The organism is Vibrio sp. G-C-1 (genome assembly GCF_021728015.1).
GTDB lineage: Bacteria > Pseudomonadota > Gammaproteobacteria > Enterobacterales > Vibrionaceae > Vibrio > Vibrio splendidus.
In genome coordinates, this window is the sequence record NZ_JAKKCR010000003.1 from 33,089 (window position 1) to 57,025 (window position 23,937).

Genomic DNA, 23,937 nt, shown 5'->3' on the forward strand with positions numbered 1-23,937 from the left:
AATGCTTCCCTTTTTATTTGTGTGCTATTTGCTTTTAGAGCTTAGAGTTAAAGCCTAATACCAAGAGCTGTTAAGCTTTGTTTTGCTCAGCTTTACATACAGCCGCAGTGAACACTACGTCAGTTGAGCTGTTAAGCGCTGTTTCAGCCGAATCTTGAATCACACCAATGATGAAACCAACCGCTACAACCTGCATCGCTACATCGTTTGAGATACCGAATAGGCCACAAGCTAGAGGAATCAGTAGCAGTGAACCACCGGCAACGCCTGATGCGCCACATGCTGAAATTGCAGCAACAAGGCTTAGTAGAATCGCAGTGAAGATATCAATCTCAATACCCATTGTGTGTACAGCTGCAAGCGTTAACACAGTGATGGTGATTGCAGCACCCGCCATGTTGATGGTTGCGCCTAGAGGGATTGATACAGAGTAAGTATCTTCATCTAGCTCTAGCTTCTTACAAAGGTTCATGTTCACTGGGATGTTTGCAGCGCTTGAACGAGTGAAGAATGCCGTTACACCAGACTCACGAATACATTGCAGTACAAGTGGGTATGGGTTCTGTTTTGTCTTTACAAAGACAAGCAGTGGGTTAACGACAAGAGCAATGATCAGCATTGAGCTTAGTAGAACCGCTAGCAGTTGACCGTAGCTTGCTAGTGCATCGAAGCCCGTTGTTGCGAATGTAGTCGAAACAAGGCCGAAGATACCAAATGGCGCAAGACGAATAATGAAGCGAACAATGTGTGAAACACTGTGGCTAAGGTCTTCGAAAACCGCTTTTGTTGTTGCTGATGCGTGGTGCAGAGCAAGACCAAGACCGATTGCCCAAGCAAGAATACCGATGTAGTTAGCGTTCATTAGTGCGCTAACTGGGTTATCTACAAGCTTGAATAGAAGCGTATGAAGAACTTCTGCAATACCTTGAGGAGGGTTAGCACCTTCAGCGCCAGCAACCAGTGTCAAAGTGGTTGGGAACATGAAGCTCAGTACTACAGCAGTCAGTGCTGCAGAGAACGTACCAATCAGGTAAAGCACAATGATTGGACGCATATGAGTATGCTGACCTTTCTTTTGGTTTGCGATAGAAGCTGCAACAAGAATGAATACTAAAATTGGGGCAACAGCTTTCAGAGCACCAACAAACAGACTACCTAATAGGCCTGCATCTTGAGCTGCTGAAGGAGAAACCATGGCGAGAACGACACCGAAAACAATACCAGCAAGGATCTGTAGAACGAGATTTCCACGAGCGATGCGGGCGAGCATGTTGTGATTTTGCATAAAATACCTGCAATTGTTAATTTATTATAGTGATGTATTTTTTTATAAAGTTGTACCAAATCCAACTATACACTAGTGGAATGGGCGGTCATATTAGCGGGATCTAAGAGGGTGTCTAGGAATAGTTTACTTTTAGGGTGATTGTTTGCGCTACGTGGTGTTTTTAGAGCTAAATGTTAAATTTTTGTACTCTTGTTGAGATATAAATCTGCATGATAATACTCATTCGGGTCAATGTTCTGGTTCTGGTGCCGTCAGAGTCGATTAGCAAGATCATTGTGTGCAGAAATGATCCCATTGGGTTCCTGTTGATATAAAGAAGACCTGTTGATATAAAGAAGCCCCGCTGATACAAAAAGCCCCAGCCCAATGCGTTAAAGAGCTCATGAATTAATGAGCTAATACGCGATAGGGACATAGGGCTTATTTACGTGTTGTAAACCTAATCCAATAATCGGCTATTTAGACGATTTCTTGATATTACGGCTCTCTGACTGCACGGTTTTGTACATTTTAGAAAGCTGTTTACTGTTCGCTCTCTGCTCTGCCAGTGAGGCTCCATTTCTTGCTTGCTCTCTGAGTAGCTTCTCATAGTTAGAGAATCGTCTTTCAGAAAGCTCACCGCTTTCAATGGCCTTGCGTATTGTGCATCCTGGTTCTGACTCATGGCTGCAATCAGAAAAGCGACAATGCATCGCTAATTCTTCCACATCAGAAAAAGTTTCACTTACTCCTTCAGCACAATCGGCGAGTTGTAACTCTCGCATACCAGGAGTATCGAGCAATAAACCGCCCGACGTTAGCAAGTGGAGCGATCGTGACGTGGTTGTATGACGGCCTTTGCTGTCGTCTTCACGAATACCGCCCGTTTCTTGTTGAGTTTCACCAAGTAGCGAGTTCACGAGTGTCGATTTACCGACACCAGACGAACCCATCAAAGCGACGGTTTTGCCTGTTTTACACCAAGGTGACAATACTTGAGTAGAGTCTTGGTCTAGGCTATTAACGGCTTCGATCATCAGCATCGGATCTAGGCTTTGCACTTGCTGTACTTTGTCTTGGTAGTCGTCACACAAGTCTTTCTTGGTAAGTACGATAACCGCTTCAACCTGTGCTTCATTGGCGAGTGCTAGATAGCGCTCGATGCGGCTTAGATTAAAGTCGTTATTTAACGAAACCACGATAAATACGGTGTCAATATTGGCTGAAATGTACTGTTCTGCCACACGACTGCCTGCTGCTTTACGGCTGAAGAGAGACTGACGCTCAAGTAAGCGGTCGAATTGCAGATCAGAGTTTAACATCACCCAGTCACCAACCGTCATCGCGGGTTGTTTTTGGTGAACGGGTAGAACGATTTCGCCTTGTTCTGACGCAAGCGTATAACCGCTGCGATGGTGCGCGGTAATGCGAGCAATGACGGAATGGTCATAGTCTTCGAGTGTCAGTTGTTGTTGGAATACAGGTTGCCATCCAAGCTGTTGAAGCGACATTGGATGAGAAAATGCGTTTTGTGAATTCATGTCTATTTACCCAGACGTGCGAGCTTTCTTTTCTTATCAGTGCATTAAAGTCTTATGAGAGCATTAACTTCTTGTGAGATCTCAGGTTGTTAATGAGATCAATAAGCATTGATGAGATTAAAAAGCGTCGAGACGTCAAAAATGTTTTGAGCTTGGGTCGAATTCAAATAGATAGGACCCCGGATTGAGTCATGCTTTACAGGCATGCAGATATTGATCACTTACGATCAACAGTAAACCGGGTAAAAGTGTGCGGTCGTCAATGGAAGACGATAAGTTGGTAGATCGGTGTTTAAGTTTGATTAACCAAACAAATTAACGCGTTACTTTTACTGCCAGTTTTAGTGTGTTCATTACAATCATCTTCTATTCTCCTTGGGTTATTTATGTGTTCAGGCTTTGGATAAAAAGCGAACTCAGTTTAACAAAAAGCCACGCTGGCGAGAAGTCATCGTGGCTTAAATTATTTTATCAATTGTGAATACGATTAATGATGATCGTGATTCATCTTTTTCATGCCGCTCATTACTTTCTTAACCGGCGCATCGAAGGTCTGCGTTTCACCATTGGCGAAAGTCAGTGTCATCTCGATTTGCTCACCTTCTTTTAGGCTGCTTGCTAGGTCGAACAACATGATGTGTAGGCTACCAGGTTTAAGTACCGCTTCACCATTCGCTGGGATTGTGATCTCTTGAACTTGGCGCATCTTCATAACATCGCCATCCATGATTACATCATGAAGTTCTACTTTACCTGCTGCAGGTGTTGTTGCAGAAACAATAGCGCGATCTTTATCGCTGTGGTTCATCAGAGTCGTGAATACCGCGCTGTTCACTGCTGAAGGCGGTGTTGCACGAGCGTACGCGTCATGAACCATAATATCGCTACTAGCCTGAGCAAAAGGGGTGAGCAATAAGCCTGCTAGAGCAAGTGCTTTTAACTTCATGTTGTTGTCCTTAATTTTTATGTTTTTGGTCTGGGACCTGACTTTTTTGAACTTTATTGAGTAAGTTCTTTGTTTTTACGTTTTACTGCGTCAGCTTGTTGATAGCCTCAACAATTGGCGCTGGCGTCAACGTATGCGGCACTTTGGTAATCAAGGTACCGTCGGGCTTTAAAAAATAAAAATATGAGCTGTGGTCTAGGGTGTATTCCAACTCTGAACCTTCAAGCTTGGTCTTTCTGAAAATAACGCCGTAGTTATGAGCCAGAGTCGTTGTGATATCCAATGGACCACTTAGTCCTTCCATCATCGGGTGGAAGTATTGCGCGTATTCATACGAGGCTTCAGCGGCATCACGTTCAGGATCGAGAGAAACAAACATTGGGCGAATCTTGGCTTTTGCTTCATCAGAAACTTGGTTAAGTGCTCCGGCCAACATAGCCAAAGAAGTAGGGCATACATCTGGGCAACGTGTGAAACCGAAGTAAACGATGCGAATTCTGTCATCGGTTTGGTCAAAGATTTCCGTTGGTTGGTTGTCTTTGCCGAAAAGAGTCGTTGCGGAGAACTCTTGTTTTGCAGCGTGTTGTTCTTGAACTTCGTTTTGCCCATCAAGATAGCTTTTGACACCAAAGCCAAGTACAAAAGCGACAACCAATGCTAACGACCAATTTCTACTCATCTTGCCATCCTTATTGCAGGGTTTACAGTATCGACACCATCAGTGAGTTCACCGACCCATGTCATTTTATCTAAAGTACATACAGGTAAAATCACTTCACCTTCATAGGTATTATTGCCAATGCTCTTCAATTGAAAACGCGCTGATCCCATTTCCATCTCTAAACCGGTGAGCGATAACATCAGTGTCTCAGATGCAGCACCTTCCCAAACGACCTTTATCTTTGTGGGTAGAAGAGGTTGCGCGGTTTCGCGATCAAGCGACATTGAAATGGATTCCTGCTCACACGATGTGGTTGAAAGCATGCAGTAGTCATCCAAGTTGACTTCGGCAGTTGAGTGCTCAATGACCGACTTAAATTTTTGAAATACTTGCGGCCCATAAAAACCTGCCACGAGAGCAATGCCAAGAGCCACCACCTTTAATGCTGGGTGCATGTCGTGTTCTCATCTAATTTTATAATAGCGGCGATGTTATCATACCCCTCAATACGTGCTTGTATCAAAAAGCAATTTTGTGCGTATGGTAGAACTAAAAAAGCGAAGCCATTGGCTTCGCTTTTGTCTGTTCAATCGAGAAGTGAGCTTAGTATTTCTAAGCATTATCCGTTCTAAACGCTTTCCAGAAGTTGGCTGAATGATTAGTCAGCGTTGCGCTCTGCAAATTTCTCTAGTCCTAAAACCAAGGCAATAGCAGCCAACATCATCACAATCGCCATTACCAGCTGAGAAGGCTGAGAGGTTACGGCTTCAAAATCAAACGGTGACAGATTTTCTTGAAGTAGAGGAACTTGCTCACCTTTTGAGTTTGTGCGCCAGCTGATGGTTTCTTTCCACGGCCAAATCTTAGGCAGCGTACCGATCATCAAACCAGTTAAGAACACTAATGTGAAATCGCGGAATGAGCGCAGTAACCAAGAAAGTACGTGCGAGAAAGTCAGTAGGCCAATCACACAGCCACTAAGGAATAGCGCAAGCACATCGATTTGAAACTCTTTAACCGCACCAAGAACCGGGCCATACATACCAATCAATAGCAGAATGAAGCTACCCGAGATACCCGGCAAAATCATCGCACAGATCGCAATCGCACCCGCAATGAGGATATTGATACTGGTAGGCTCCATTTGCAGCGGCTTAAGCACGGTAATGCTATAGGCGAAAGCAACGCCAAGCAGCAAAAACACGAATCGAATCATATCGCGCTTCTCTACTTGCTTAAGAATATGGAAAACCGACACCAAGATCAGGCCAAAGAAGAAAGACCACAGTGGAACGGGGTGGGTGACTAATAACCAAGAAATCAGTTTTGCAAATGTCGCAATGCTCGTGAATACGCCTGCGAACAGTGAAATCAGGAAGAAACCATTGATGTGGTTAAACGCGGCTTTGAAGCCTTCGCGTTTCCATAAGCCAAGTACGCTAGGGTTAATCCTGCGAATGCTTTCTAGCAGCGTATCGTAGATACCAGTGATGAATGCGATGGTTCCGCCCGACACGCCAGGAACAACGTCTGCTGCGCCCATTGCCATGCCTTTGAAAAAAGTACTTAAGTAGTTCATTGCTTCATAGAGTTGAGGGTGATTTTGTGCAGTATACAAACTTTAGTGTAAAAAAAGTATGAATATGCCATTGGGGAAGGGCTTTTATTACTCTCTTAATTGTAAGGCAATAAGTTGAAGTGAACATTTGCCTTACATTTAAAATACAACCACTTAGTAATTTGTCATTAAGAACAGAGATGAAACTGATCTCTTATCAATATTGCATCTTGGTTGCATTATGCAAATGCACTTTGCAATTCGCATGACAAATTCATGGTTTTTATGCGATGCAGGGCTTATAAAACGCCGAATTAAAGTTGGCACGCTAACTGCATTATATACATTGACCCTTCTTAAGCCGAGGGTCACCTAGCCAACTGACGTTGTTAGTGAACTTATGATTTGTTCACAAATATATAGAGCCAATCGCGATTATTGCGGTTGGCTATTTTTTTGCCTGTCGTTTGGTGATTGTCTTTTTTCTTTTCCAGTTCCTACATTTTTAAGCTCTAAACTTCAGATGAAAAAAAAGCCAGCCACCATTGGTGACTAGCTTAAGCTTTTCTCGAATCAATCTCGAATCAATCTCGAATCCGTTTTAGTAACCCATCAACTGCAGCAAGTTCTCTGCCGTGCTGATTGCTTCTTTGCGGTTAGCAATGTTGAGCTTTTGATAAAGGTTACGGATGTGAGTTTTGATCGTGGTCCCCGCTACATCGAGCTCTTGAGCTATCTGCTCATTACTGAACCCTGAATAGATAAGACCGAGTACCTGCCATTCACGCTGGGTGAGTGGGCTAGTGCGCACAAGTTCAGGAATATTCGGGTGATTAACCAAGTTCTCAACAAAGTCTTCATCGAAGTGAACCGAGCGGCTGCGTTGGGTGGTTGAGATATCTTTCATGATCTGTTGAGCGCGATGGCGTTCTAAGTCACCTAAGCCTGGCTTGTTGCTCAATTTATCCAAGATATGCCCGATAGTCCCACCGTCGACCAAGAAGTTACCAACCATACCGGTTTGGTTGGTCATATGAAGCGCTTCTTCAAGTAGCACGCGTGCGCTGTCTTCATCGTTAATTTGTGTACGCAACACCGCTTCAACGATCAAGTTTCGGTTGGTGTCTGTAATCAGATGTGAACGCTGCGCTTCACTCTTAAGGAAAGTCAGCGCTTCTTCCGCATCTTCATACTGCTCGAGGATGATGTGAGAACGTACGATGTTTCTCCATTGAAGCTGACAGAAGTGGTTACTCGCCGATTCAGGTCGAACCGCCACGCTTAGCCAATCACGGATTGCCTCTTTATTGCCTTTTACTTGCCAGAACAGAATCAAAGACAAAGAAGCATTTGCGGTCCAATCTACGTGGTAAGTTGATTGACGTAGCAGGTGTTGAATTTGGTCGATAAACTTCGACGCTTTATCAATCTCGCCGCGGCTCAATGAAATACGAGCCAGCATTGAGTAACTGTGCAGGTGTTTACTTGGTGAGTGGTGACCAAGGATATCTAAGCCCTTGTAGCAACACTCTTCCGCTTCATCTAGTCGGTTCCAGCACCAGAAGATCTGAGCTCTAACACGCAGCAAAAATTCATGCAGAGGAACGTATTGAAGCTGATGCTCTTCGATCAATTTGAATGCGCTGTCTTGTAGCTCAAATGCCGCTTGAACATAACCTTGAGCAATCAAGATTTCGCTTTGCTGCAGAATCGCCCACAGAGCCTGATGATAAACTTGATATTGGCGAGCAAGCTTCTCTGTTTGCTGCATCATCGGTAGCGCACGGCTCAGGTTTCCCATCACGTGATTCACTTCGCCCACAACCGAGGTTGCGACAATGCGGCTACGATAAACGGTGGTGTTCAACTGACTTAACGAAAGCTCGGCGAGTTCCAGCGCTTTTTCTGGTTCATTGCTGTTGATGGCAACCTGGGCGCGCAAGGCGTTGTATTGGCCTTGTTGCTGAGTATCGAGTTCAATGTTTCGAGCTTGATATTGAGTCTCAGCCTCTTCCAACAAAGTACCCACTTGATCATAACGGTGCTGACTTTGTGCCAGCCAAGCGCGCAGCATTGATAGCTTCGGCTCACTGTATAGTTGATCGGTAGTCAGTTGCTTGATCGCCATCTCTAGAGATGAAAGTTCGCCCTGGTTGAACATCGGCCAACCGTGTTCCGTCAAAATTTGAATGATCAGCTCTGGATCTTCAGCACGTTGTGCATGTCGCAGTGCTTGATGAGGCGTTTTCTGTTTGATCCACGCTTTCGCGGCACTTCGGTGCAACTCGGCTTCTTGTTGCGGAATTCGAGCTTGACGCTCGTGCGCCAGAAATTCACCAAACAAGTTATGGAAGCGATACCAGTTCTTTTCACCTTCAAGCGGGTAGATGAATAAGCCAAATCGGTTGAGTGATTCGATCATACCCAGTGCGTCTTCACGCTGTGTAAGCGCGCAGACTAATTCGTCATTGAAATGATCAAGTACTGAACACTGCATTAAGAACTGTCGGGTTTCTTTATCCAGTAGATCGAATACTTCTTCAACCAAGTAATCCCAAAGGTGAGCATGGTTAAAGTGAGAGAACGATTCTGCAGATTGCGCAAGGGTACGTTTTTGATGTTGAGCTTGAAGGGCAATAAGCTGTAACGCCGAAGGCCACCCCTCAACATAAGTACAGATACTGCCAGCGGTGGTGTCATCTACGCCATCGGCGACACGTTGATTGAAGAAGCGCGTCGTCTCTTCAGTATCAAAAGCCAGTGAATCGTTGCCAATTTCAATCATCAGATCACGAACACGAAGGTTTGCTGTGCCAAGTGGTGGTGTCCCACGGCTAGTCACAACAAGCGTCAGGTTGTCAGGCATGTGTTTAAGGAAGAAGCGCATTGCTTCGTGGATGTCGTCATTGTTGACCAAGTGATAGTCATCCAACACAAGGAAACATTCGTGATGGAATTCAGACATCTCAGCAAACACTTCACTTAACAAAGAATGCAACGATGAAAACTGTCGTTTTTCTGCCAGCTTTTGGGCATTAGGGCAGGCATTTTGAGTTGCTTTATTGAGTGATTGCATTAGGTAGTTGATAAAGCGAAAAGCATCGTTGTCACTGTCATCAATGCTGTACCAACCCACATTGGGTTTATCTACCAGCCATTGTGCTGCCATTGTGGTTTTGCCGTACCCCGCTGGAGAGCGGAATAATACAAGCTTATAGCAATCTGCGTGTTGGAGCAGATCGAGAACCCTAGGTCGTAGGATTGCATTATGTAAGCGGCCGGGACGAGTCAGTTTCGAAGGGATCCACATGTCGAAGTTTTTCACCTATTCCGTGGCTTATGTTCTGGATTACCTCAATCTATCGTTGAGTGTAATCGAATGACATCAGCCTAATTACTTAAGTCTTCAATCATATTACGTGAAGCAAAACGGCACCGACTATGATCCTCCTCAGAAACCTTGCACTCCTGCATGTTTTTAGGCTTCTACGCCCTTTATTTGAGACTTTGCTCACATGGCGGGTTGGTTTGTGAATGTGACTTCCTTCATTTCAACACGTGAATCTATGCAAAAGATGAGAGGACGAAATTATTTTCGTGATCTGAATATCAAATTTGATAATGACTTTAATCCGGTTAAATAAAAGTCACATCAATCGAAGGTAAGTTATCGAACGGGAGCTTGTGATCTTAGTCACTCCAAGTTTTTGTTCGAAGTCAGAACATGAGAGTCAGATCACTAACCCTATGTCGGTACGCCCCCTACGCCCTCCCATCTACTCCTAGTTTGTCGCGTTAGCGGGAGGATGTTTAGTTAATGGTGACCATGCACGATATGTCACAGATGAATTAGAACTATTAAAAGCGAGATTTCTGAAATGAAACCAACTCAGCAAAAAACTTTCGATAAAGTGTCGTTCCAAGAAAGCGTTAAGAAGCATTTATCTGCAACCTACGCAACAACGATTGAAAACGCAGATAGCCGCGCATGGTACCTAGCAATGGGGCGTGCGCTAGCAGAACTCACAACATTTGATCTGTTAGAAACTGAAAATGATGAAAAAATTAAGAACGCGAAAAGCGTTAACTACCTTTCATTAGAATTTTTGATTGGTCGTTTAACAGGTAATAACCTAATCAGCATGGGTCTGTATGAACAGATCACTCATGCAATGGAAGAGCTAGGTCAAAACCTAACTGATCTTCTAGAAGAAGAACGCGACCCATCACTAGGTAATGGTGGTCTTGGTCGTCTAGCCGCTTGTTTCATGGATTCTTGTGCCGCTCAAGAATACCCAACAGTGGGCTACGGTCTTCACTACGAATACGGTCTATTCAAACAGTCTTTCCAAGATGGTCGTCAACAAGAAGCACCTGACGCATGGCGTGGTGTTGAAGGTTACCCATGGGAAGTGGCTCGTCCAGAACTAGCACAACACATTGGTTTTTACGGTCATGTAGAAGTTGAATACATCGACGGTAAAGAAGTTCGTACTTGGGTTCCGGGTATGGAAGTGAAAGCAATGCCTTGGGATCTACCTATCGTAGGTTACGAGTCAAACACGGTTTACCCACTGCGCCTTTGGGAATGTCAGGCAATCGCACCATTCTCACTAGCAAGCTTTAACAACGGTGACTACTTCGAAGCGCAACACTCGCTAATCGATGCAGGTAACATCACTAAAGTACTTTACCCGAACGACAACCACGAGAAAGGTAAGACACTGCGTCTAATGCAGCAGTACTTCCACTCAGCAGCGTCTGTTCGCGATATTCTACGTCGTCACGAAGCAGCAGGTTTCTCTCTAGAAGATTTGCCTAAGCAAGAAACGATTCAACTGAACGATACGCACCCAACGATCGCTATCCCTGAATTGATGCGCATCCTGATCGATGAAAAAGGTTTAACTTGGGACCAAGCTTGGGAAATCAGTGCTCATACGTTCGCATACACGAACCACACACTACTTCCAGAAGCATTAGAGACTTGGTCTGAATCTTTGATCAAACGTCTTCTTCCACGTCACATGGAAATCATTTTTGAAATCAACCACCGCTTCATGCAAGAAGTTCGTAAGATGTGGCCTGGTGACGGTGAGAAGCAAGCGAAGCTTTCTATCATCCAAGAAGGTTTCCACCGCATGGTTCGCATGGCAAACCTATGTGTGATTGGCTCTTACAAAGTAAACGGTGTAGCTGCGCTTCACTCTCAACTGGTTAAGAAAGACTTGTTCCCAGAGTTCAACGAAATCTTCCCTGGCAAACTGACTAACGTAACGAACGGCATCACGCCACGTCGTTGGTTGAAGTTCTGTAACCCAGGCCTATCTACGCTAATTACTGGCAAGATCGGCACTGAGTGGCCAGCAAAACTAGAGCAGCTTGAAGGCATCGCTAAGTTTGCAACAGACGCGAAATTCCAAAAAGAATTCATGGCTGTTAAGAAAGAAAACAAACAGCGCCTTGCTGATTGGGTTCAAGAGAACATGGGTATCGAGCTAGATACGAACGCTATCTTCGACGTGCAAATCAAGCGTCTTCACGAATACAAGCGTCAGCACCTAGATTTGCTACACATTCTATCTCTGTACCACCGTATTCTTAACGAACCTGGTTTCGAGTGTGAGCCACGCGTATGTTTCTTCGCAGCGAAAGCAGCACCGGGTTACCACCTAGCGAAAGAGATCATCTTCGCAGTTAACAAGATTGCAGAGAAGATCAACAACGACCCTCGTATTGGCAACAAGCTGAAAGTGGTATTCATCCCTGATTACCGTGTAAGCATGGCTGAAATCATCATCCCTGCAGCAGACGTTTCTCAGCAAATCTCACTGGCTGGTAAAGAAGCATCGGGTACGGGCAACATGAAGATGGCGCTAAACGGCGCGCTAACCATCGGTACGATGGATGGTGCAAACGTTGAGATTCGTGAAGAAGTTGGCGATGAAAACATCTACATCTTTGGCCTAGACGTTGATGGTGTGGTGGCATTGCAAGCTCAGGGTTACAACCCATACGATTACTACAATGCAGACCCACTGCTGAAAGCATCTCTGGACCTACTGACTGGCGATGAGTTCTCTCCAGGTCAACCAGGCCTTCTACGTGCAACGTTTGATAGCCTACTAGACGGTGGCGACCCGTACCTATGTCTTGCTGATTTCGCATCTTATGTGAAAGCACATGAAGACATGGGCAAGCAGTACAAAGACCAAGCAGGTTGGGCTAAGAAAGCAATTCTTAACACAGCATTGGTTGGTAAGTTCACATCAGACCGCTCAATCCGCGACTACGTGAACAACATCTGGAAACTTGAAGCGGTTAACCGTTAATACTTCCAAAGTAGCCAAGGCAGTTTCTGCCTTGGCTCAATTAGCTTGTGAGCAAACGAAAGGCTTAAAGGTTTGTCGTTTATAAACAAGCTGCTTACAAACCGATTGTCACAAGCTAATTGATTAGTAAAAAATTAAATTAACAACCCTACAAAATAGAAAGCGTCAGAACGTTTTCGGAGAGAGCGATGAAAGAACAGACCGTATTAAAACAAGTCGCAGAAATGGCAAACATTGCCGACAGTTACGTTAGTGCGTGGGGCGATGAAGCACAAGTATCAGAAGAGACGATTACGTCTCTATTGGCTTCATTGGGCTACGATACAAGCAGCGATGATGCACTGCTTAAATCTGCAGAAAGAAAACACAAAAAAGATGTACTAGACCCAGTTCTTGTCTTGCGTGACGGTGAGCCAGTAGAAGTGGCGCTTAATCTAGGTGTAAGTGCTCGTGAAAGTGAGTTCAGCTGGCGCTTAGAAACCGAGCAAGGAGAGGTACTTGAAGGCTATCTTCAATCTCAAGTCGTTCGTGACGAGCGTGCCGAGGGTGGCCCTTTAGTGTTTGCATTGCCAAGTGATTTGGCATGGGGTTATCACAAGCTGATTGTGAGCCGTAAGCGCCGTAAGAAGCCTTACGAGATGACATTGATCATTACGCCAAAAGCGTGTTTCAAGCAGTCACCAATCGAGCAAGGTAAAAAGCTTTGGGGACCAAGTGTTCAACTGTACACACTAAGAACTCAGCACAACTGGGGTATTGGTGATTTTGGCGACCTTAAACAGCTTGTTGCTGATATCGCTTCTCGTGGTGGTGATTTTGTTGGCCTAAACCCAATTCACTCATTGTTCCCAGCGAACCCAGAAGGCGCGAGCCCATACAGCCCGTCGTCACGTCGTTGGTTGAACATCTTATACATTGATGTGAGCTCAGTACCTGAATTCGCATTAAGTGCTGAAGCACAACAAACGGTAGGCAGCGCTGAATTCCAACAGCGTCTACAAAAAGCTCGTGAAGCGCACTGGGTAAACTACACCGAAGTGTCTGAGCTTAAGATGAGCATCTTGCCTCTGTTATTCGCAGAATTTAAGACTCGTCATCTAGACAAGAACAGCGATCGTGCACAAGCGTTCTTAGCGTTTGTTGAAGAAGGCGGTGAAAGCCTGATGCATCAAGCGGCGTTTGATGCTCTGCACGGTGAGTTACATGCTGAAGATTCAGGTATGTGGGGCTGGCCTGTATTCCCTGAGAAGTACCGTACATTCGAAAGCCCAGCGACACAGAAATACATTAAAGAGAACCTAGAGAATGTTCATCTTTACATGTACCTGCAGTGGTTAGCGGATTGCCAAATCAACGATGCACAATCTCTTGCTGAAGAGAAAGGCATGGCCGTTGGTTTGTACCGTGACCTAGCTGTTGGTGTTGCGGATTCAGGCAGCGAAACATGGGCCGATGAAGGCAACCTAGTGATGGATGCGAGCATCGGTGCTCCACCGGATGTGCTTGGCCCTCTAGGTCAAAACTGGGGTTTACCACCGCTTAATCCTGAAGTGCTTCAAGAAACGAGCTACGACGCATACATCAAGCTACTCCGTGCCAATATGAAGCACTGTGGTGCACTTCGTATTGACCACGTATTAGGCCTACTGCGTTTGTGGTGGATTCCAAAAGGTGAAAACGCAACCAAGGGTGCGTACATCTATTACCCAGTACAAGACATGCTGTCAATTCTGGCGCTTGAATCTCACCGTTACCAATGTAGCGTTATCGGTGAAGACTTAGGTACGGTGCCGGATGAAATCGTCGATATCCTAGCGGATGCGGGTGTGCATTCTTACAAAGTATTCTTCTTCGAAACATCAGAAGATGACGGTGGCTTTATCTCACCGAAACATTATGCACCACAATCGATGGCGGCACTTTGTACTCATGATATGCCAACGCTTCGCGGCTTCTGGCATTGTGATGACTTGAAAATGGGTCAAGAGATTGGTTTATACCCAGATGCAGAACAGCTAGAAACCTTGTTCGACGACCGTCTGGAGTGCAAACAAGGTATCTTAGATTCAGTAGCATGGCATGGCTTCTTACCTGAAGGTGTTGGTCGTGATGCAAGCCAAGTACCGATGGACTCTTATCTTGCTGAAGCACTTCAACTGCACGTTGCGGCTGGTGGTTCGACACTTCTTAGTGTTCAACTGGAAGATTGGTTAGAGATGGACAAGCCAGTAAACATCCCTGGCACTGTCGATGAATACCCTAACTGGCGTCGTAAACTATCAATGAACTTGGACGAAATATTTGCTCACGAAGGGGTAAATCGTATCGCTTCTAAGCTAACTGACGTTCGAGAAAAAGCAGCTAAGTAATGACGTTGAGTGGCTTGAAAATAGGTGGTTTTTTGCTTACGCCGTACGAAACTACAACCTCGGTCACTCAATAATGAATGCTCATCTGGTAGAATAAACCGTCGTTATATTGCCCGCACTAATAGCGGGCATTTTTGTATTATATTTTTTGGATGTTTGGTTAGGGAGAAGCGTTTTGGAACTAAGTTCGATTTCAAAGCAAAAACAAATATATACCCAACTATCACAGGCTTGTTTCACTGACCCATTTGCGTTTTTAGGGCCATACCTACCTTCTGAGCAAGGTGCATTACGTGTGTGGATTCCTGGGGCAAATAAAGTCGAGTTGATTGTTGGAAAGGAACCTCGTATTGAGTTAGCGCGAGAGGGTGAAAGTGGTTTCATTCTTAAGCAAGAGAGAGATTTACGTTTTACTCACTACAAGCTCGCGGTTGATTGGGCTGGAGTCGAGCAGATCATCGATGATCCATACCAGTACCACGATCTGTACGCGAGTTATGAAGATCTCCATACACCTAAAGATATGTATCATCACATGGGGGCTCAGTTTATTACGCTAGAGCGTGATGGACAGACGATTTCAGGTACGCGTTTCTTGGTGTATGCACCGCATGCAACAGCGGCAAGCTTAGTGGGTAACTTCAACGCTTGGGATGGTCGTCGTCATCCAATGCAACGTTTAGATTATGGCATGTGGGGCCTATTCATTCCTGAACTGGAAGAAGGCGCTCAATACAAGTTTGAATTAAAAGGACCTGATGGCGAAGGCTTACCACACAAAGCTGACCCATGGGGTTTTTACTCTGAGCAGTACCCTTCATTTTCTTCTGTGACTTACGATCACGCTCGTTACGAGTGGCAAGATACTCAGTGGCAGAATCGCCCAGTAACGCAAAAGCGTAAAGAAGCACTTTCGTTCTATGAACTGCACGCTGGTTCTTGGAAGCGTAACGCTGAAGGGGAATTCTTAAACTACCGTGAACTTGCTGCTGAATTGATCCCATATTTAACGGACTTGGGTTACACGCATGTCGAGTTGATGCCGGTTTCAGAGCATCCGTTTTACGGTTCTTGGGGCTATCAGCCAATAGGCTTGTTCGCACCAACGAGTCGTTTTGGGTCTCCTGATGACTTCAAATTCTTCGTCGATCAATGTCACCAAGCTGGTTTAGGTGTTGTTCTGGATTGGGTTCCAGCGCACTTCCCTAGTGATGATCACGGCTTAGCCAATTTTGATGGAACACCTTTGTTCCATGATCCAGATCCACGTCGTGGTTGGCATCAAGATTGGAATTCGTACATTTATGATTTAGGCAAAGAGCATGTGCGTCGTTTCTTGGTTGCAAACGCACTGTACTGGTTCGAACAATTCCATATCGACGGCATTCGTGTTGATGCGGTTGCTTCGATGTTGTACCTCGATTATTCGCGTAGCCATGATCAATGGATTCCGAACGCAGACGGCGGTAACGAAAACTACGATGCCATCGCAACCCTTAAGTGGATGAACGAAGAAGTTTACAAGCACTTCCCGAATGCGATGACGATTGCTGAAGAATCGACGGCTTTCCCTGGTGTTTCAGCCCCAACCTTTATGGGTGGTTTAGGCTTCGGATTTAAGTGGAACATGGGTTGGATGCACGATAGTTTGTCTTACATCCAAGAAGATCCAATCAATCGTAAATATCACCACGATACAATTACCTTCCCATTGGTTTATGCACACAGTGAGAACTATGTATTGTCTCTATCTCACGATGAGGTGGTTTATGGTAAAGGATCTATTCACGAAAAAATGCCTGGTGATGAGTGGCAGCAAACGGCAAATCTACGTGCTTACATGGGTTACATGTACGCGCAGCCGGGTAAGAAGCTGAACTTCATGGGTGCTGAATTTGGTCAGACGGCGGAATGGAACCACGATGATCAACTGCAATGGTTCTTGCTAAATTATGAACGTCATCAAGGTGTTCAGCGCTTAACGAAAGATTTGAACAATCTGTACCGTTCTGAAGCCGCAATGCATGATCTTGATTTCGACCCTAGAGGTTTCGAATGGCGTCTACAGGATTCAGCTGAAGCGAGTATCTTAGCTCATGAGCGTATCAGTGAATCAGGCGAGCGTGTATTGGTGGTTTCAAACTTTACCCCCGTTCCTCATGAGCACTTCCGCTTAGGTGTTCCAGCACAAGGTCAGTACTCTTTGTTATTGAATACAGACTCTGCGGATTATGCAGGCAGTGGCTTTGAAGTGAAGCCGGTTGCTAAGGTTGAATCAGTAGAAAGCGAAGGCTTAGACACATCGATTGAGCTGCGTTTACCACCGCTATCGACCGTTTTTTACAAGCTAAATTAGGTCTATAAGTTGAAGTAAGCGATAACTAAAAAGAAAATGGGAGCCGAAAGGCTCCCATTTTTGTATTTATAACGCTTGGTTTAATGCTGATTAAAGTTCGTGAGATAGAACATTGAACGTCCTACGACAGTCTCAAGGATTCGAACGGAATCAAGCCCAAAGCTATTAAACATTATCTCGCGGAATTGACCATCTGAACTGATGTTAAACTGTTCAGGGCTCTTGACCTGGGAGGCATGGAAAAACATCAATTTGATCACGAATCGAAATTGATCATTATCTAGAGCGTTTTGCCAAGATTGAATGAATACTTCTTCCGACGAGAACTCTAGATTCTCTATAACAATTGATAGCATGTGTTGGTGTAACGCTGATCGGATAGCGCGAGTCGATGGATAATAGCCCTGAAGCGTCGTCAAACTAATGCCAATTTCTTGAGCAATCCTTGCATAAGTTAGTGCTTCATGTCCTTCAGCCAGAAAAAGGTTTAGTACGATCTCGTCGTAGTGCTTTTGATTTTCTAGTTTCTGTACTTGAGTAATTCGAGCCATTACAAATCTCTATTGAGTGTAACATTCTGTAAACATGTATATTAAGAGTTTCTAAATTAGATTTCAAACCAAAGACGTAAGTAAACGGTCAGTTTATCGTCAAAAATAGTCAGTATTGAGTTATTGGTTCAATTGTTAATCAGATCTTGGCACACATAAAAACACCGCCCTATTGAGCGGTGTGTAATTTTAAGTCGTTGTTTGTATGTGGTAAATGAAAACTTAGAATGGATACCAAAACAATTCAGGTTCAAGAATGCGTTTCGCTATGGCCAACACCACAATAAAAGCAATGACACTCAAACAAACAAAGTCGATACGTTTCAAAGGCGCATAGCTATACCAAGTACGTGCCTTGTGTCGGCCAAAACCGCGAAGCGTCATTGCATTTGAAATCTCGTCTGCGCGGTCTAAGCTAGAGAAAATGAGCGGCCCTAGAACCTTAGCCACGTTTTTGATTCGAGTTATTAGGGGCGCTTTCTTCGAGAGTTCTACACCACGAGCTTGCTGAGCATGCATGATATTGATGAAGTCCTTCTTAACTTCTGGCAAGTAACGCAGCGTCAAGCTTACCGCATAGGCGATCTTGTACGGAACGCCGATACGGTTGAGGCTCGCGGCAAACTCAGTCGGGTGCGTAGTGAATACGAATATTAACGCTATCGGGAACATACTCATGTACTTGAGCGTGACCGTGACTAAGTAAAACAGAGTCTCCTGGCTCAACGAGTAGTTACCCGGTAATGTCAGTAATACAGTTTCGCTACCGATGAGCTCAGTGCCTTGCTGCGGAGCAAGCAGGAACATGAATAAAGCATTTAGACTTAAGACACTCGCCGTACCTAATAACAAAGGCTTATACACGCGTATAGGCACATTGGTGAGCTTTAATAGGTATAAACCAGTCATAATAAGCAGCGTAATCAATCTCAGGTCGAACGTAGTCAATACCACGGTTACCCAAGCTAAGAAGAGTGCAAATTTCGTGATGCCATTTAATGCGTGCAGGGGGGATTTGGTATCAATGTAGTTGATGCCGAATTTTACTTTTGATGCGTTCATAGAGAACTTCTCTCGTAGTCGATGAAGTACTGCATAAACGCATTGGTATCGTCGATTTTCATCATGGTCGCGAGTTCATAAATACTGGTGGTACAGAGGTTTGCACGCTCTAGAAGCGATGGCTGACTAAACACTTCCGTCATGGCTGCATTGGCAATAAGCTTGCTGTCAGCGATTACGATCGAACGTGTGGTGTACTCTAGAACGAGATGCATGTCGTGTGAGATGATCACCACAGTAATACCCAAATCGCGGTTAAGCTTTTGGATGAATGCCAGCATGGATGTGTAGTTACGGTAGTCTTGACCTGCTGTCGGCTCATCCAAGATGAGGAGTTCAGGTTCCAACACTAAGATAGAAGCGATGGTTACACGCTTTTTCTGACCGTAGCTCAAAGCTTCGATAGGCCAGTGACGGAATTTACTCAGCCCACAAAGCTCAAGAACGTTCTCAACTTTTTCTTTGATCTTATCTTCTGAAACGCCACGGTTACGAAGACCAAAAGCAATCTCGTCAAAAATCATATGATGCGAGATCATATGATTTGGGTTCTGCATTACCACACCGACCTTTTGGCTTCTTTCGAAGATAGAAAGCTCAGATAAGTCTTCACCATTTAGATAGGAAGATCCTGAATCGGCATCGATCACACCCATGATGAGTTTGGTGATGGTAGATTTACCCGAGCCGTTCTTGCCCAGAATCGAAACAAACTCGCCTTTGCCAATCTTGAAGCTCACATCTTCGAGTGCGTTCTTCTCGCCATCGTAAGAATAAGTCAGACCATGAACTTCGAGTAAAGGCTGATACTGCTTTTCTGCAGCTGGGGCAGGGCGGTCAGCAAACCAAGCTTGAACTGCTGGGCGGAACCTTTTGTAATCCAAAGCTTTGAGGTTTGACAGCTTATCTTCGCAGGTTAGTGGGGCTTTCGCCGCTTTAAGCGCGGATAAGTAAAGAGGCTCACGAATACCGTGCGTATCAAGTAACTTAGACGCTAAAATTTCATCGGGAGTCATATCCGCGACGATTTCACCGCGCTCCATTAAGATCACACGATCGATATCACGATGCAGGACATCCTCAAGGCGATGCTCGATAATCACGATGGTTTTGTTGGTTTCTTTATGCAGTTGGTCGATGATCTCAATGGTTGCCTTACCTGTTTTAGGGTCAAGGCTTGCCAGAGGCTCATCAAACAGCAAGATATCAACGTCATCAACTAAGATACCCGCTAACGATACTCGCTGTTTTTGACCACCAGATAGGTCATGAGGAGAGCGCTCAAGCATGTCCGCTAGGTCAACCATTTTTGCAGTCGACTTAACTAACGGGTACATGTCAATGTTCGACATCAACTGGTTTTCTAATGCGAATGCGATATCTTCACCGATACTCAAACCCACAAATTGGCTGTCAGTATCTTGCAATACTGTGCCTACCTGCTCGGTATAGTCGTGCATCGAAAATTCAGAGATATTCTTGCCGTTGATCTCTAAAGAGCCAGTTACCTCACCTTTAATTGCATGAGGTATTAGGCCATTGAGACATTGACCTAGGGTAGATTTACCACTGCCACTTGGTCCAATAATGACGATTTTCTCTCCTTTCTCTATCCTTAGATTGATATTTTTTAGCGTCGGTTTATCTAGCGACTCATATCTAAAAGAGAAGTTCGAAAATGCTATAGTCATTATCGCTTATGCCTCAGTCAGGTTGCGGCTTTGTCTGTTGCGTTTAGCGACTGATTTTAGGATCAGGAAGCCCACAACAGCGATCAGAACGGTGTTACCCGCTGCGATGATAGACAGTTGAGTGAAGACTTTAGTAAACGGTTCTGCGTATAGGATAGTGTCTAGGAACGCGGAACAGCCGTAGCCTACAACGTTACCTGCAAGGGCAAGTACCACGAACAATACAAAATCTTTCATTGGCAGTTCGCCTTGTTGAAGACGGTTCTTAGTCATCATAGGGAACAAGCCGATAACCATGCCTACAATACCTGAGCCTAGTACCCAAGTTAACCATACGCCCCAACCAGCAAATAAATCTGTTACCCAGTGACCAATAAAGCCAACCAAGAAGCCAACGATAGGGCCGAACAAAACAGAAAATAGTGCTAAGACTGCCATTGCTGGTTTCAATGTCGTGTTCGCAAACACTGGGACACCAAACATAGGTAAACCACCAATGCCGTACAGTGCCGCGCCAATGGCGATAACGACCACTGTTTTAGCTGAAAAGTTCATAGATAACCTCGAATACTGAAAGATAAAGCATGATAAAGAACGAATATTCGCCATTATTAATATGTGTCTCAATGAGAACGTTTTTTGGGCAAATATAAAAAATAAGGCGCGCATTATACAGTAGAACCCTTCCATAAGGGAAGGTAAGTGTCTAGATGTCTAAAATTCCATCTGAACACCTAAATATCGTGTAAAAAGCGCAATTTTACGGTTAATCAAGCAACAAAAAAGCCAGAGCGGGTCTGGCTTTTTCATTCGTCTTAACAATGTGTTAAGCGGGATCGTCGTATATCTATGACCATTTAGTGGTCTAGATATAGTTAGTGGTCGAGATATAGATAGTTTTGCCAACTCTTCATGCGAATAAGGACCTTACGCATGATAGACACGTGAGTGAAGCTGTCAGAATAAACGGCAACTTCAACCGCGGTACCCATAGGTAAATGGTAGTCAGACAGATCATCAGTGATGCTCAATTTAACAAACACACGACCACTGGTACGCAATGCGTCAGTACCTAGAAGCGCGCCTCTAGCTTGGAATTGGCTCTCACCAATAGCTGGAATCACTTCATCAATACGTCCTTTAAATACTTTTCCTGGCAATGCTCTAAATAGGAACTCAGCTTCGTAACCCGGTTGTAGGCGCTGTAGCGAGTTTTGTCTAAATGCAGCGGTATAGAACTGCTCCTCTGTGTGAACAAACGTCATCACGGGAGCTAAAGGAAGTGGAACTGCCATTACACCCGGGCGTAATGCTAGTTGCGTAACGTATCCGTCAGTGGGAGCTCGAACCACGGTTTGTTCTAAATCAAACTGAGCTTTACGTAATTCAGCCAATAAGCTTAAAACCGCTGTATTCTCGCCACCTATTTCAGAGTCCAAGGCGATCTTTGTTTGTTCTAGGTTTGCATCTGCAACTTTCACGGCCGCTTCCGATGCTTTGTAAGCTTGTCTGCGAGTATCCAATTGTTGCTCGGTAAAAGCGCCACTGTCGTAACCACGCTTGTAACGAGAAAACTCACGTTGGGCTTTATCTCTTTCCGCGATGGCTTTGATTTTTGCAGCCTCTGCTTCAACCACTTCAGATTCCATTCCAAGAGCACCTTGGCTTGCTTCTTTTACCTTGGCTTCTAACCTTGCGACTTCAGCTTCGAATGGAACTGGGTCTATTTTGAAAAGAATATCCCCTTGCTTCAGAGGTTTGTTTGCTTCTACTGGCACTTCGATAACTTTACCCCTAACGCCTGAAACGACTGGCGTTGTTGAGTAAACTTGGTTACCGATTTGTGTAAATGGATGGTTGTAGTTCATTAGTAGAATTAGGGTACCTACTATGATCACACCTCCAAGTACGGCAGTAGGTACTGTCCATTTATTTAGCGGTATATTGAACACCTTGAAAATGGTGATACAAAGTGCCGCATAGGTCATTATCAGCAGTAAATCCATTACTTAGCCTCCTGATCTTGAACGTTGTTTGTCTCTTTCTCTGGACTGCTTTGTTCAGCACCTGCTTGCTTGAGCTGTGCGATTTCTTCCTGAAGAGTACTCACTTGATCGATGAGAATATCGACGCGATGATGAATATCGTGTTGTTCTTCTTCTAATTTAGCGAAGCCCCAACCACGATCTTTGCGCCATAATGTTGCCCAAATCCAAAGAAATGGCCAAATAGTATGTAAGGTGAATAGGCTAACCCAGCCTGAGACGTGAATAGCATCTTGATGAGGGTGATTGCGTTCTTTCGCAATTTCATAGGGAATATCGTGAATAACGATGATGCCGTAAAAGATTACTAATGCTACGAAAATAAGTAAGCCGAGCGCAAAGTAGTCTAAAAACATAACAGATCCTTGTAATGTTAGATATTAGTTATAAATATACTACGCTATCATCCAAGTAATTGTTATAAAAATGATTTACCGAGTTGAAAATAATGTGTTGTCGCTTCTAATGCGAATAAAAGCATTGATGAATCTTATAAAATCTCATCGCGTTTGAAGAGGCTATTTCGGCTTTCTAGTTGGTATTTCAGCTGAAATGATGACAGCTACGATTCTAAATGACGTGCATAACCACAAGGGATAAATACGGATGTATATAGGTGAATTGGCGGCCATTGGCGCTGCAATTGTGTGGGCATGTGCGACATGGATCTATGGGCAATTTGGACATCGCTTCTCTGCGATGCAATTGAACATTGTTAAGGGTGTAGTAGCCTCTGGCATGATGCTGTTGGTCATGCCGTTAATACCGATGCCTGAATTTGAATTGAGCACCAACCATTTTCTGATATTGGCAATTTCAGGTGTGATTGGTATTGCGATTGGAGACAGCGCCTATTTTGCGGCGTTGAAAAGAATCGGTGCCAATAAGACGCTGTTACTGGAATCTTTAGCACCGCCTCTTTCTGGTGTGCTGGCACTCATGTTTCTTGGTGTCGCATTAACGTTGCAAAGTTGGCTCGGTGTCGTGATTACAACACTAGCAGTGACCTTCGTTGTCTTCCAACCATCAAAATCGGCGAGCGGTGAATCGAATGACAAAGCACAGTGGGGTGGCATTGGTTATGGGCTTGTGGCGAGTGTTTGTCAGGCATCCGGTGTGGTGATTTCTCATTACGCGTTAGTAGCGGGTGATATCCCACCATTATTAGGTGCACTGATTCGTCTCACGATAGGTGTGTTTGCCGTAATGCTGATTATCCCTTTTTTTGAAAAGAAGCCGTATTCATCGATAAAAAGAGATTTATGGGCGATGACTAAACTCGACAAGCTTTGGTTGTTAGGGGCGATATTTGTCGGAACCTTTTTGGCATTGTGGCTTCAGCAAGTTGCATTGAAGAATGCGAACCCTGCGATTGCACAAACATTGATAGCGACCAGTCCGGTCTTTATTTTGGTGATTTATGCGATTAAAGGGGAGAAGGTGTCAAAGCAAAGCGTCATAGGGACGCTTGCTGCCCTTGCTGGAATATCTCTGTTCTTTTATCAATAAGATGCAGGCTTGGCTACAGAGCTACAGAGCTACAGAGCTATAGAGTCAC

At 44.6% G+C, this 23,937-nt stretch carries 17 protein-coding genes; 4 read left to right on the top strand and 13 right to left on the bottom strand.

The window, feature by feature from the left end; genetic code table 11:
- Positions 1-70: 70 nt before the first annotated feature.
- From sstT to malT, 7 genes are all read right to left on the bottom strand, one after another.
- Positions 71-1,285 (bottom strand): serine/threonine transporter SstT, encoded by a 1,215-nt coding sequence (gene sstT, locus L3V36_RS05600; protein WP_004732110.1) that lies wholly within the window; start codon positions 1,283-1,285, stop codon positions 71-73.
- 458 nt (positions 1,286-1,743) lie between these two features.
- The gene (rsgA, locus tag L3V36_RS05605) at positions 1,744-2,808 is read right to left on the bottom strand and encodes a ribosome small subunit-dependent GTPase A (protein WP_102557264.1); all 1,065 of its coding nucleotides are present in this window, start codon (positions 2,806-2,808) and stop codon (positions 1,744-1,746) included.
- 487 nt (positions 2,809-3,295) lie between these two features.
- Positions 3,296-3,754 carry a copper chaperone PCu(A)C gene (locus L3V36_RS05610; RefSeq protein ID WP_017061862.1) on the bottom strand — a complete coding sequence of 153 codons (459 nt, stop codon included), beginning with the start codon at positions 3,752-3,754 and terminating at the stop codon, positions 3,296-3,298.
- 82 nt (positions 3,755-3,836) lie between these two features.
- Complete coding sequence (locus L3V36_RS05615; RefSeq protein WP_182796044.1) at positions 3,837-4,433, bottom strand: SCO family protein; 597 nt, start codon at positions 4,431-4,433, stop codon at positions 3,837-3,839.
- On the bottom strand, positions 4,430-4,870 hold the full coding sequence (locus tag L3V36_RS05620; protein ID WP_004732102.1) for a hypothetical protein: 441 nt from the start codon (positions 4,868-4,870) through the stop codon (positions 4,430-4,432). The genes L3V36_RS05615 and L3V36_RS05620 overlap by 4 nt, the downstream gene beginning before the upstream one ends.
- A gap of 203 nt (positions 4,871-5,073) precedes the next feature.
- Positions 5,074-5,994 carry a DUF368 domain-containing protein gene (locus L3V36_RS05625; protein ID WP_004732100.1) on the bottom strand — a complete coding sequence of 307 codons (921 nt, stop codon included), beginning with the start codon at positions 5,992-5,994 and terminating at the stop codon, positions 5,074-5,076.
- A 580-nt stretch (positions 5,995-6,574) separates the two neighbouring features.
- On the bottom strand, positions 6,575-9,283 hold the full coding sequence (gene malT, locus L3V36_RS05630; RefSeq protein WP_029405903.1) for an HTH-type transcriptional regulator MalT: 2,709 nt from the start codon (positions 9,281-9,283) through the stop codon (positions 6,575-6,577).
- A gap of 568 nt (positions 9,284-9,851) precedes the next feature.
- Here malT and L3V36_RS05635 point away from each other — a divergent pair.
- From L3V36_RS05635 to glgB, 3 genes are all read left to right on the top strand, one after another.
- Positions 9,852-12,305 (top strand): glycogen/starch/alpha-glucan phosphorylase, encoded by a 2,454-nt coding sequence (locus L3V36_RS05635; RefSeq protein WP_017081831.1) that lies wholly within the window; start codon positions 9,852-9,854, stop codon positions 12,303-12,305.
- 188 nt (positions 12,306-12,493) lie between these two features.
- A complete protein-coding gene (gene malQ, locus L3V36_RS05640; protein WP_004732094.1) occupies positions 12,494-14,674 on the top strand; it encodes a 4-alpha-glucanotransferase in 2,181 nt (726 codons plus the stop codon).
- Between the two features lie 175 nt (positions 14,675-14,849).
- On the top strand, positions 14,850-17,030 hold the full coding sequence (gene glgB, locus L3V36_RS05645) for a 1,4-alpha-glucan branching protein GlgB (protein ID WP_102442352.1): 2,181 nt from the start codon (positions 14,850-14,852) through the stop codon (positions 17,028-17,030).
- 80 nt (positions 17,031-17,110) lie between these two features.
- Here the strand turns inward: glgB and L3V36_RS05650 are convergent, their stop codons facing one another.
- The 6 genes from L3V36_RS05650 to L3V36_RS05675 form a co-directional block, all read right to left on the bottom strand.
- On the bottom strand, positions 17,111-17,581 hold the full coding sequence (locus L3V36_RS05650; RefSeq protein WP_017090325.1) for a TetR/AcrR family transcriptional regulator: 471 nt from the start codon (positions 17,579-17,581) through the stop codon (positions 17,111-17,113).
- 222 nt (positions 17,582-17,803) lie between these two features.
- A complete protein-coding gene (locus L3V36_RS05655) occupies positions 17,804-18,643 on the bottom strand; it encodes an energy-coupling factor transporter transmembrane component T (protein WP_017086560.1) in 840 nt (279 codons plus the stop codon).
- Positions 18,640-20,334, bottom strand: a complete 1,695-nt coding sequence (locus tag L3V36_RS05660) for an ABC transporter ATP-binding protein (RefSeq protein WP_208774620.1) — start codon at positions 20,332-20,334, stop codon at positions 18,640-18,642. Before L3V36_RS05660 ends, L3V36_RS05655 begins: the two co-directional genes overlap by 4 nt.
- A gap of 6 nt (positions 20,335-20,340) precedes the next feature.
- A complete protein-coding gene (locus L3V36_RS05665; RefSeq protein ID WP_065682253.1) occupies positions 20,341-20,889 on the bottom strand; it encodes an ECF-type riboflavin transporter substrate-binding protein in 549 nt (182 codons plus the stop codon).
- Between the two features lie 320 nt (positions 20,890-21,209).
- The gene (locus tag L3V36_RS05670; RefSeq protein WP_017092875.1) at positions 21,210-22,340 is read right to left on the bottom strand and encodes an HlyD family secretion protein; all 1,131 of its coding nucleotides are present in this window, start codon (positions 22,338-22,340) and stop codon (positions 21,210-21,212) included.
- Positions 22,340-22,735 (bottom strand): DUF3302 domain-containing protein, encoded by a 396-nt coding sequence (locus L3V36_RS05675; RefSeq protein ID WP_017064245.1) that lies wholly within the window; start codon positions 22,733-22,735, stop codon positions 22,340-22,342. Before L3V36_RS05675 ends, L3V36_RS05670 begins: the two co-directional genes overlap by 1 nt.
- Before the next feature lie 250 nt (positions 22,736-22,985).
- On the opposite strand from L3V36_RS05675, the gene L3V36_RS05680 reads away from it, so the two are divergent.
- The gene (locus L3V36_RS05680) at positions 22,986-23,888 is read left to right on the top strand and encodes a DMT family transporter (protein WP_017094636.1); all 903 of its coding nucleotides are present in this window, start codon (positions 22,986-22,988) and stop codon (positions 23,886-23,888) included.
- Positions 23,889-23,937: the final 49 nt, after the last annotated feature.

Coding starts and splice junctions, on each gene's coding strand:
- sstT (WP_004732110.1), bottom strand. CDS start 1,285: ATGCAAAATCACAACATGCTCGCCCGCATCGCTCGTGGAAATCTCGTT.
- rsgA (WP_102557264.1), bottom strand. CDS start 2,808: ATGAATTCACAAAACGCATTTTCTCATCCAATGTCGCTTCAACAGCTT.
- L3V36_RS05610 (WP_017061862.1), bottom strand. CDS start 3,754: ATGAAGTTAAAAGCACTTGCTCTAGCAGGCTTATTGCTCACCCCTTTT.
- L3V36_RS05615 (WP_182796044.1), bottom strand. CDS start 4,433: ATGAGTAGAAATTGGTCGTTAGCATTGGTTGTCGCTTTTGTACTTGGC.
- L3V36_RS05620 (WP_004732102.1), bottom strand. CDS start 4,870: ATGCACCCAGCATTAAAGGTGGTGGCTCTTGGCATTGCTCTCGTGGCA.
- L3V36_RS05625 (WP_004732100.1), bottom strand. CDS start 5,994: ATGAACTACTTAAGTACTTTTTTCAAAGGCATGGCAATGGGCGCAGCA.
- malT (WP_029405903.1), bottom strand. CDS start 9,283: ATGTGGATCCCTTCGAAACTGACTCGTCCCGGCCGCTTACATAATGCA.
- L3V36_RS05635 (WP_017081831.1), top strand. CDS start 9,852: ATGAAACCAACTCAGCAAAAAACTTTCGATAAAGTGTCGTTCCAAGAA.
- malQ (WP_004732094.1), top strand. CDS start 12,494: ATGAAAGAACAGACCGTATTAAAACAAGTCGCAGAAATGGCAAACATT.
- L3V36_RS05650 (WP_017090325.1), bottom strand. CDS start 17,581: ATGGCTCGAATTACTCAAGTACAGAAACTAGAAAATCAAAAGCACTAC.
- L3V36_RS05655 (WP_017086560.1), bottom strand. CDS start 18,643: ATGAACGCATCAAAAGTAAAATTCGGCATCAACTACATTGATACCAAA.
- L3V36_RS05660 (WP_208774620.1), bottom strand. CDS start 20,334: ATGACTATAGCATTTTCGAACTTCTCTTTTAGATATGAGTCGCTAGAT.
- L3V36_RS05665 (WP_065682253.1), bottom strand. CDS start 20,889: ATGAACTTTTCAGCTAAAACAGTGGTCGTTATCGCCATTGGCGCGGCA.
- L3V36_RS05670 (WP_017092875.1), bottom strand. CDS start 22,340: ATGGATTTACTGCTGATAATGACCTATGCGGCACTTTGTATCACCATT.
- L3V36_RS05675 (WP_017064245.1), bottom strand. CDS start 22,735: ATGTTTTTAGACTACTTTGCGCTCGGCTTACTTATTTTCGTAGCATTA.
- L3V36_RS05680 (WP_017094636.1), top strand. CDS start 22,986: ATGTATATAGGTGAATTGGCGGCCATTGGCGCTGCAATTGTGTGGGCA.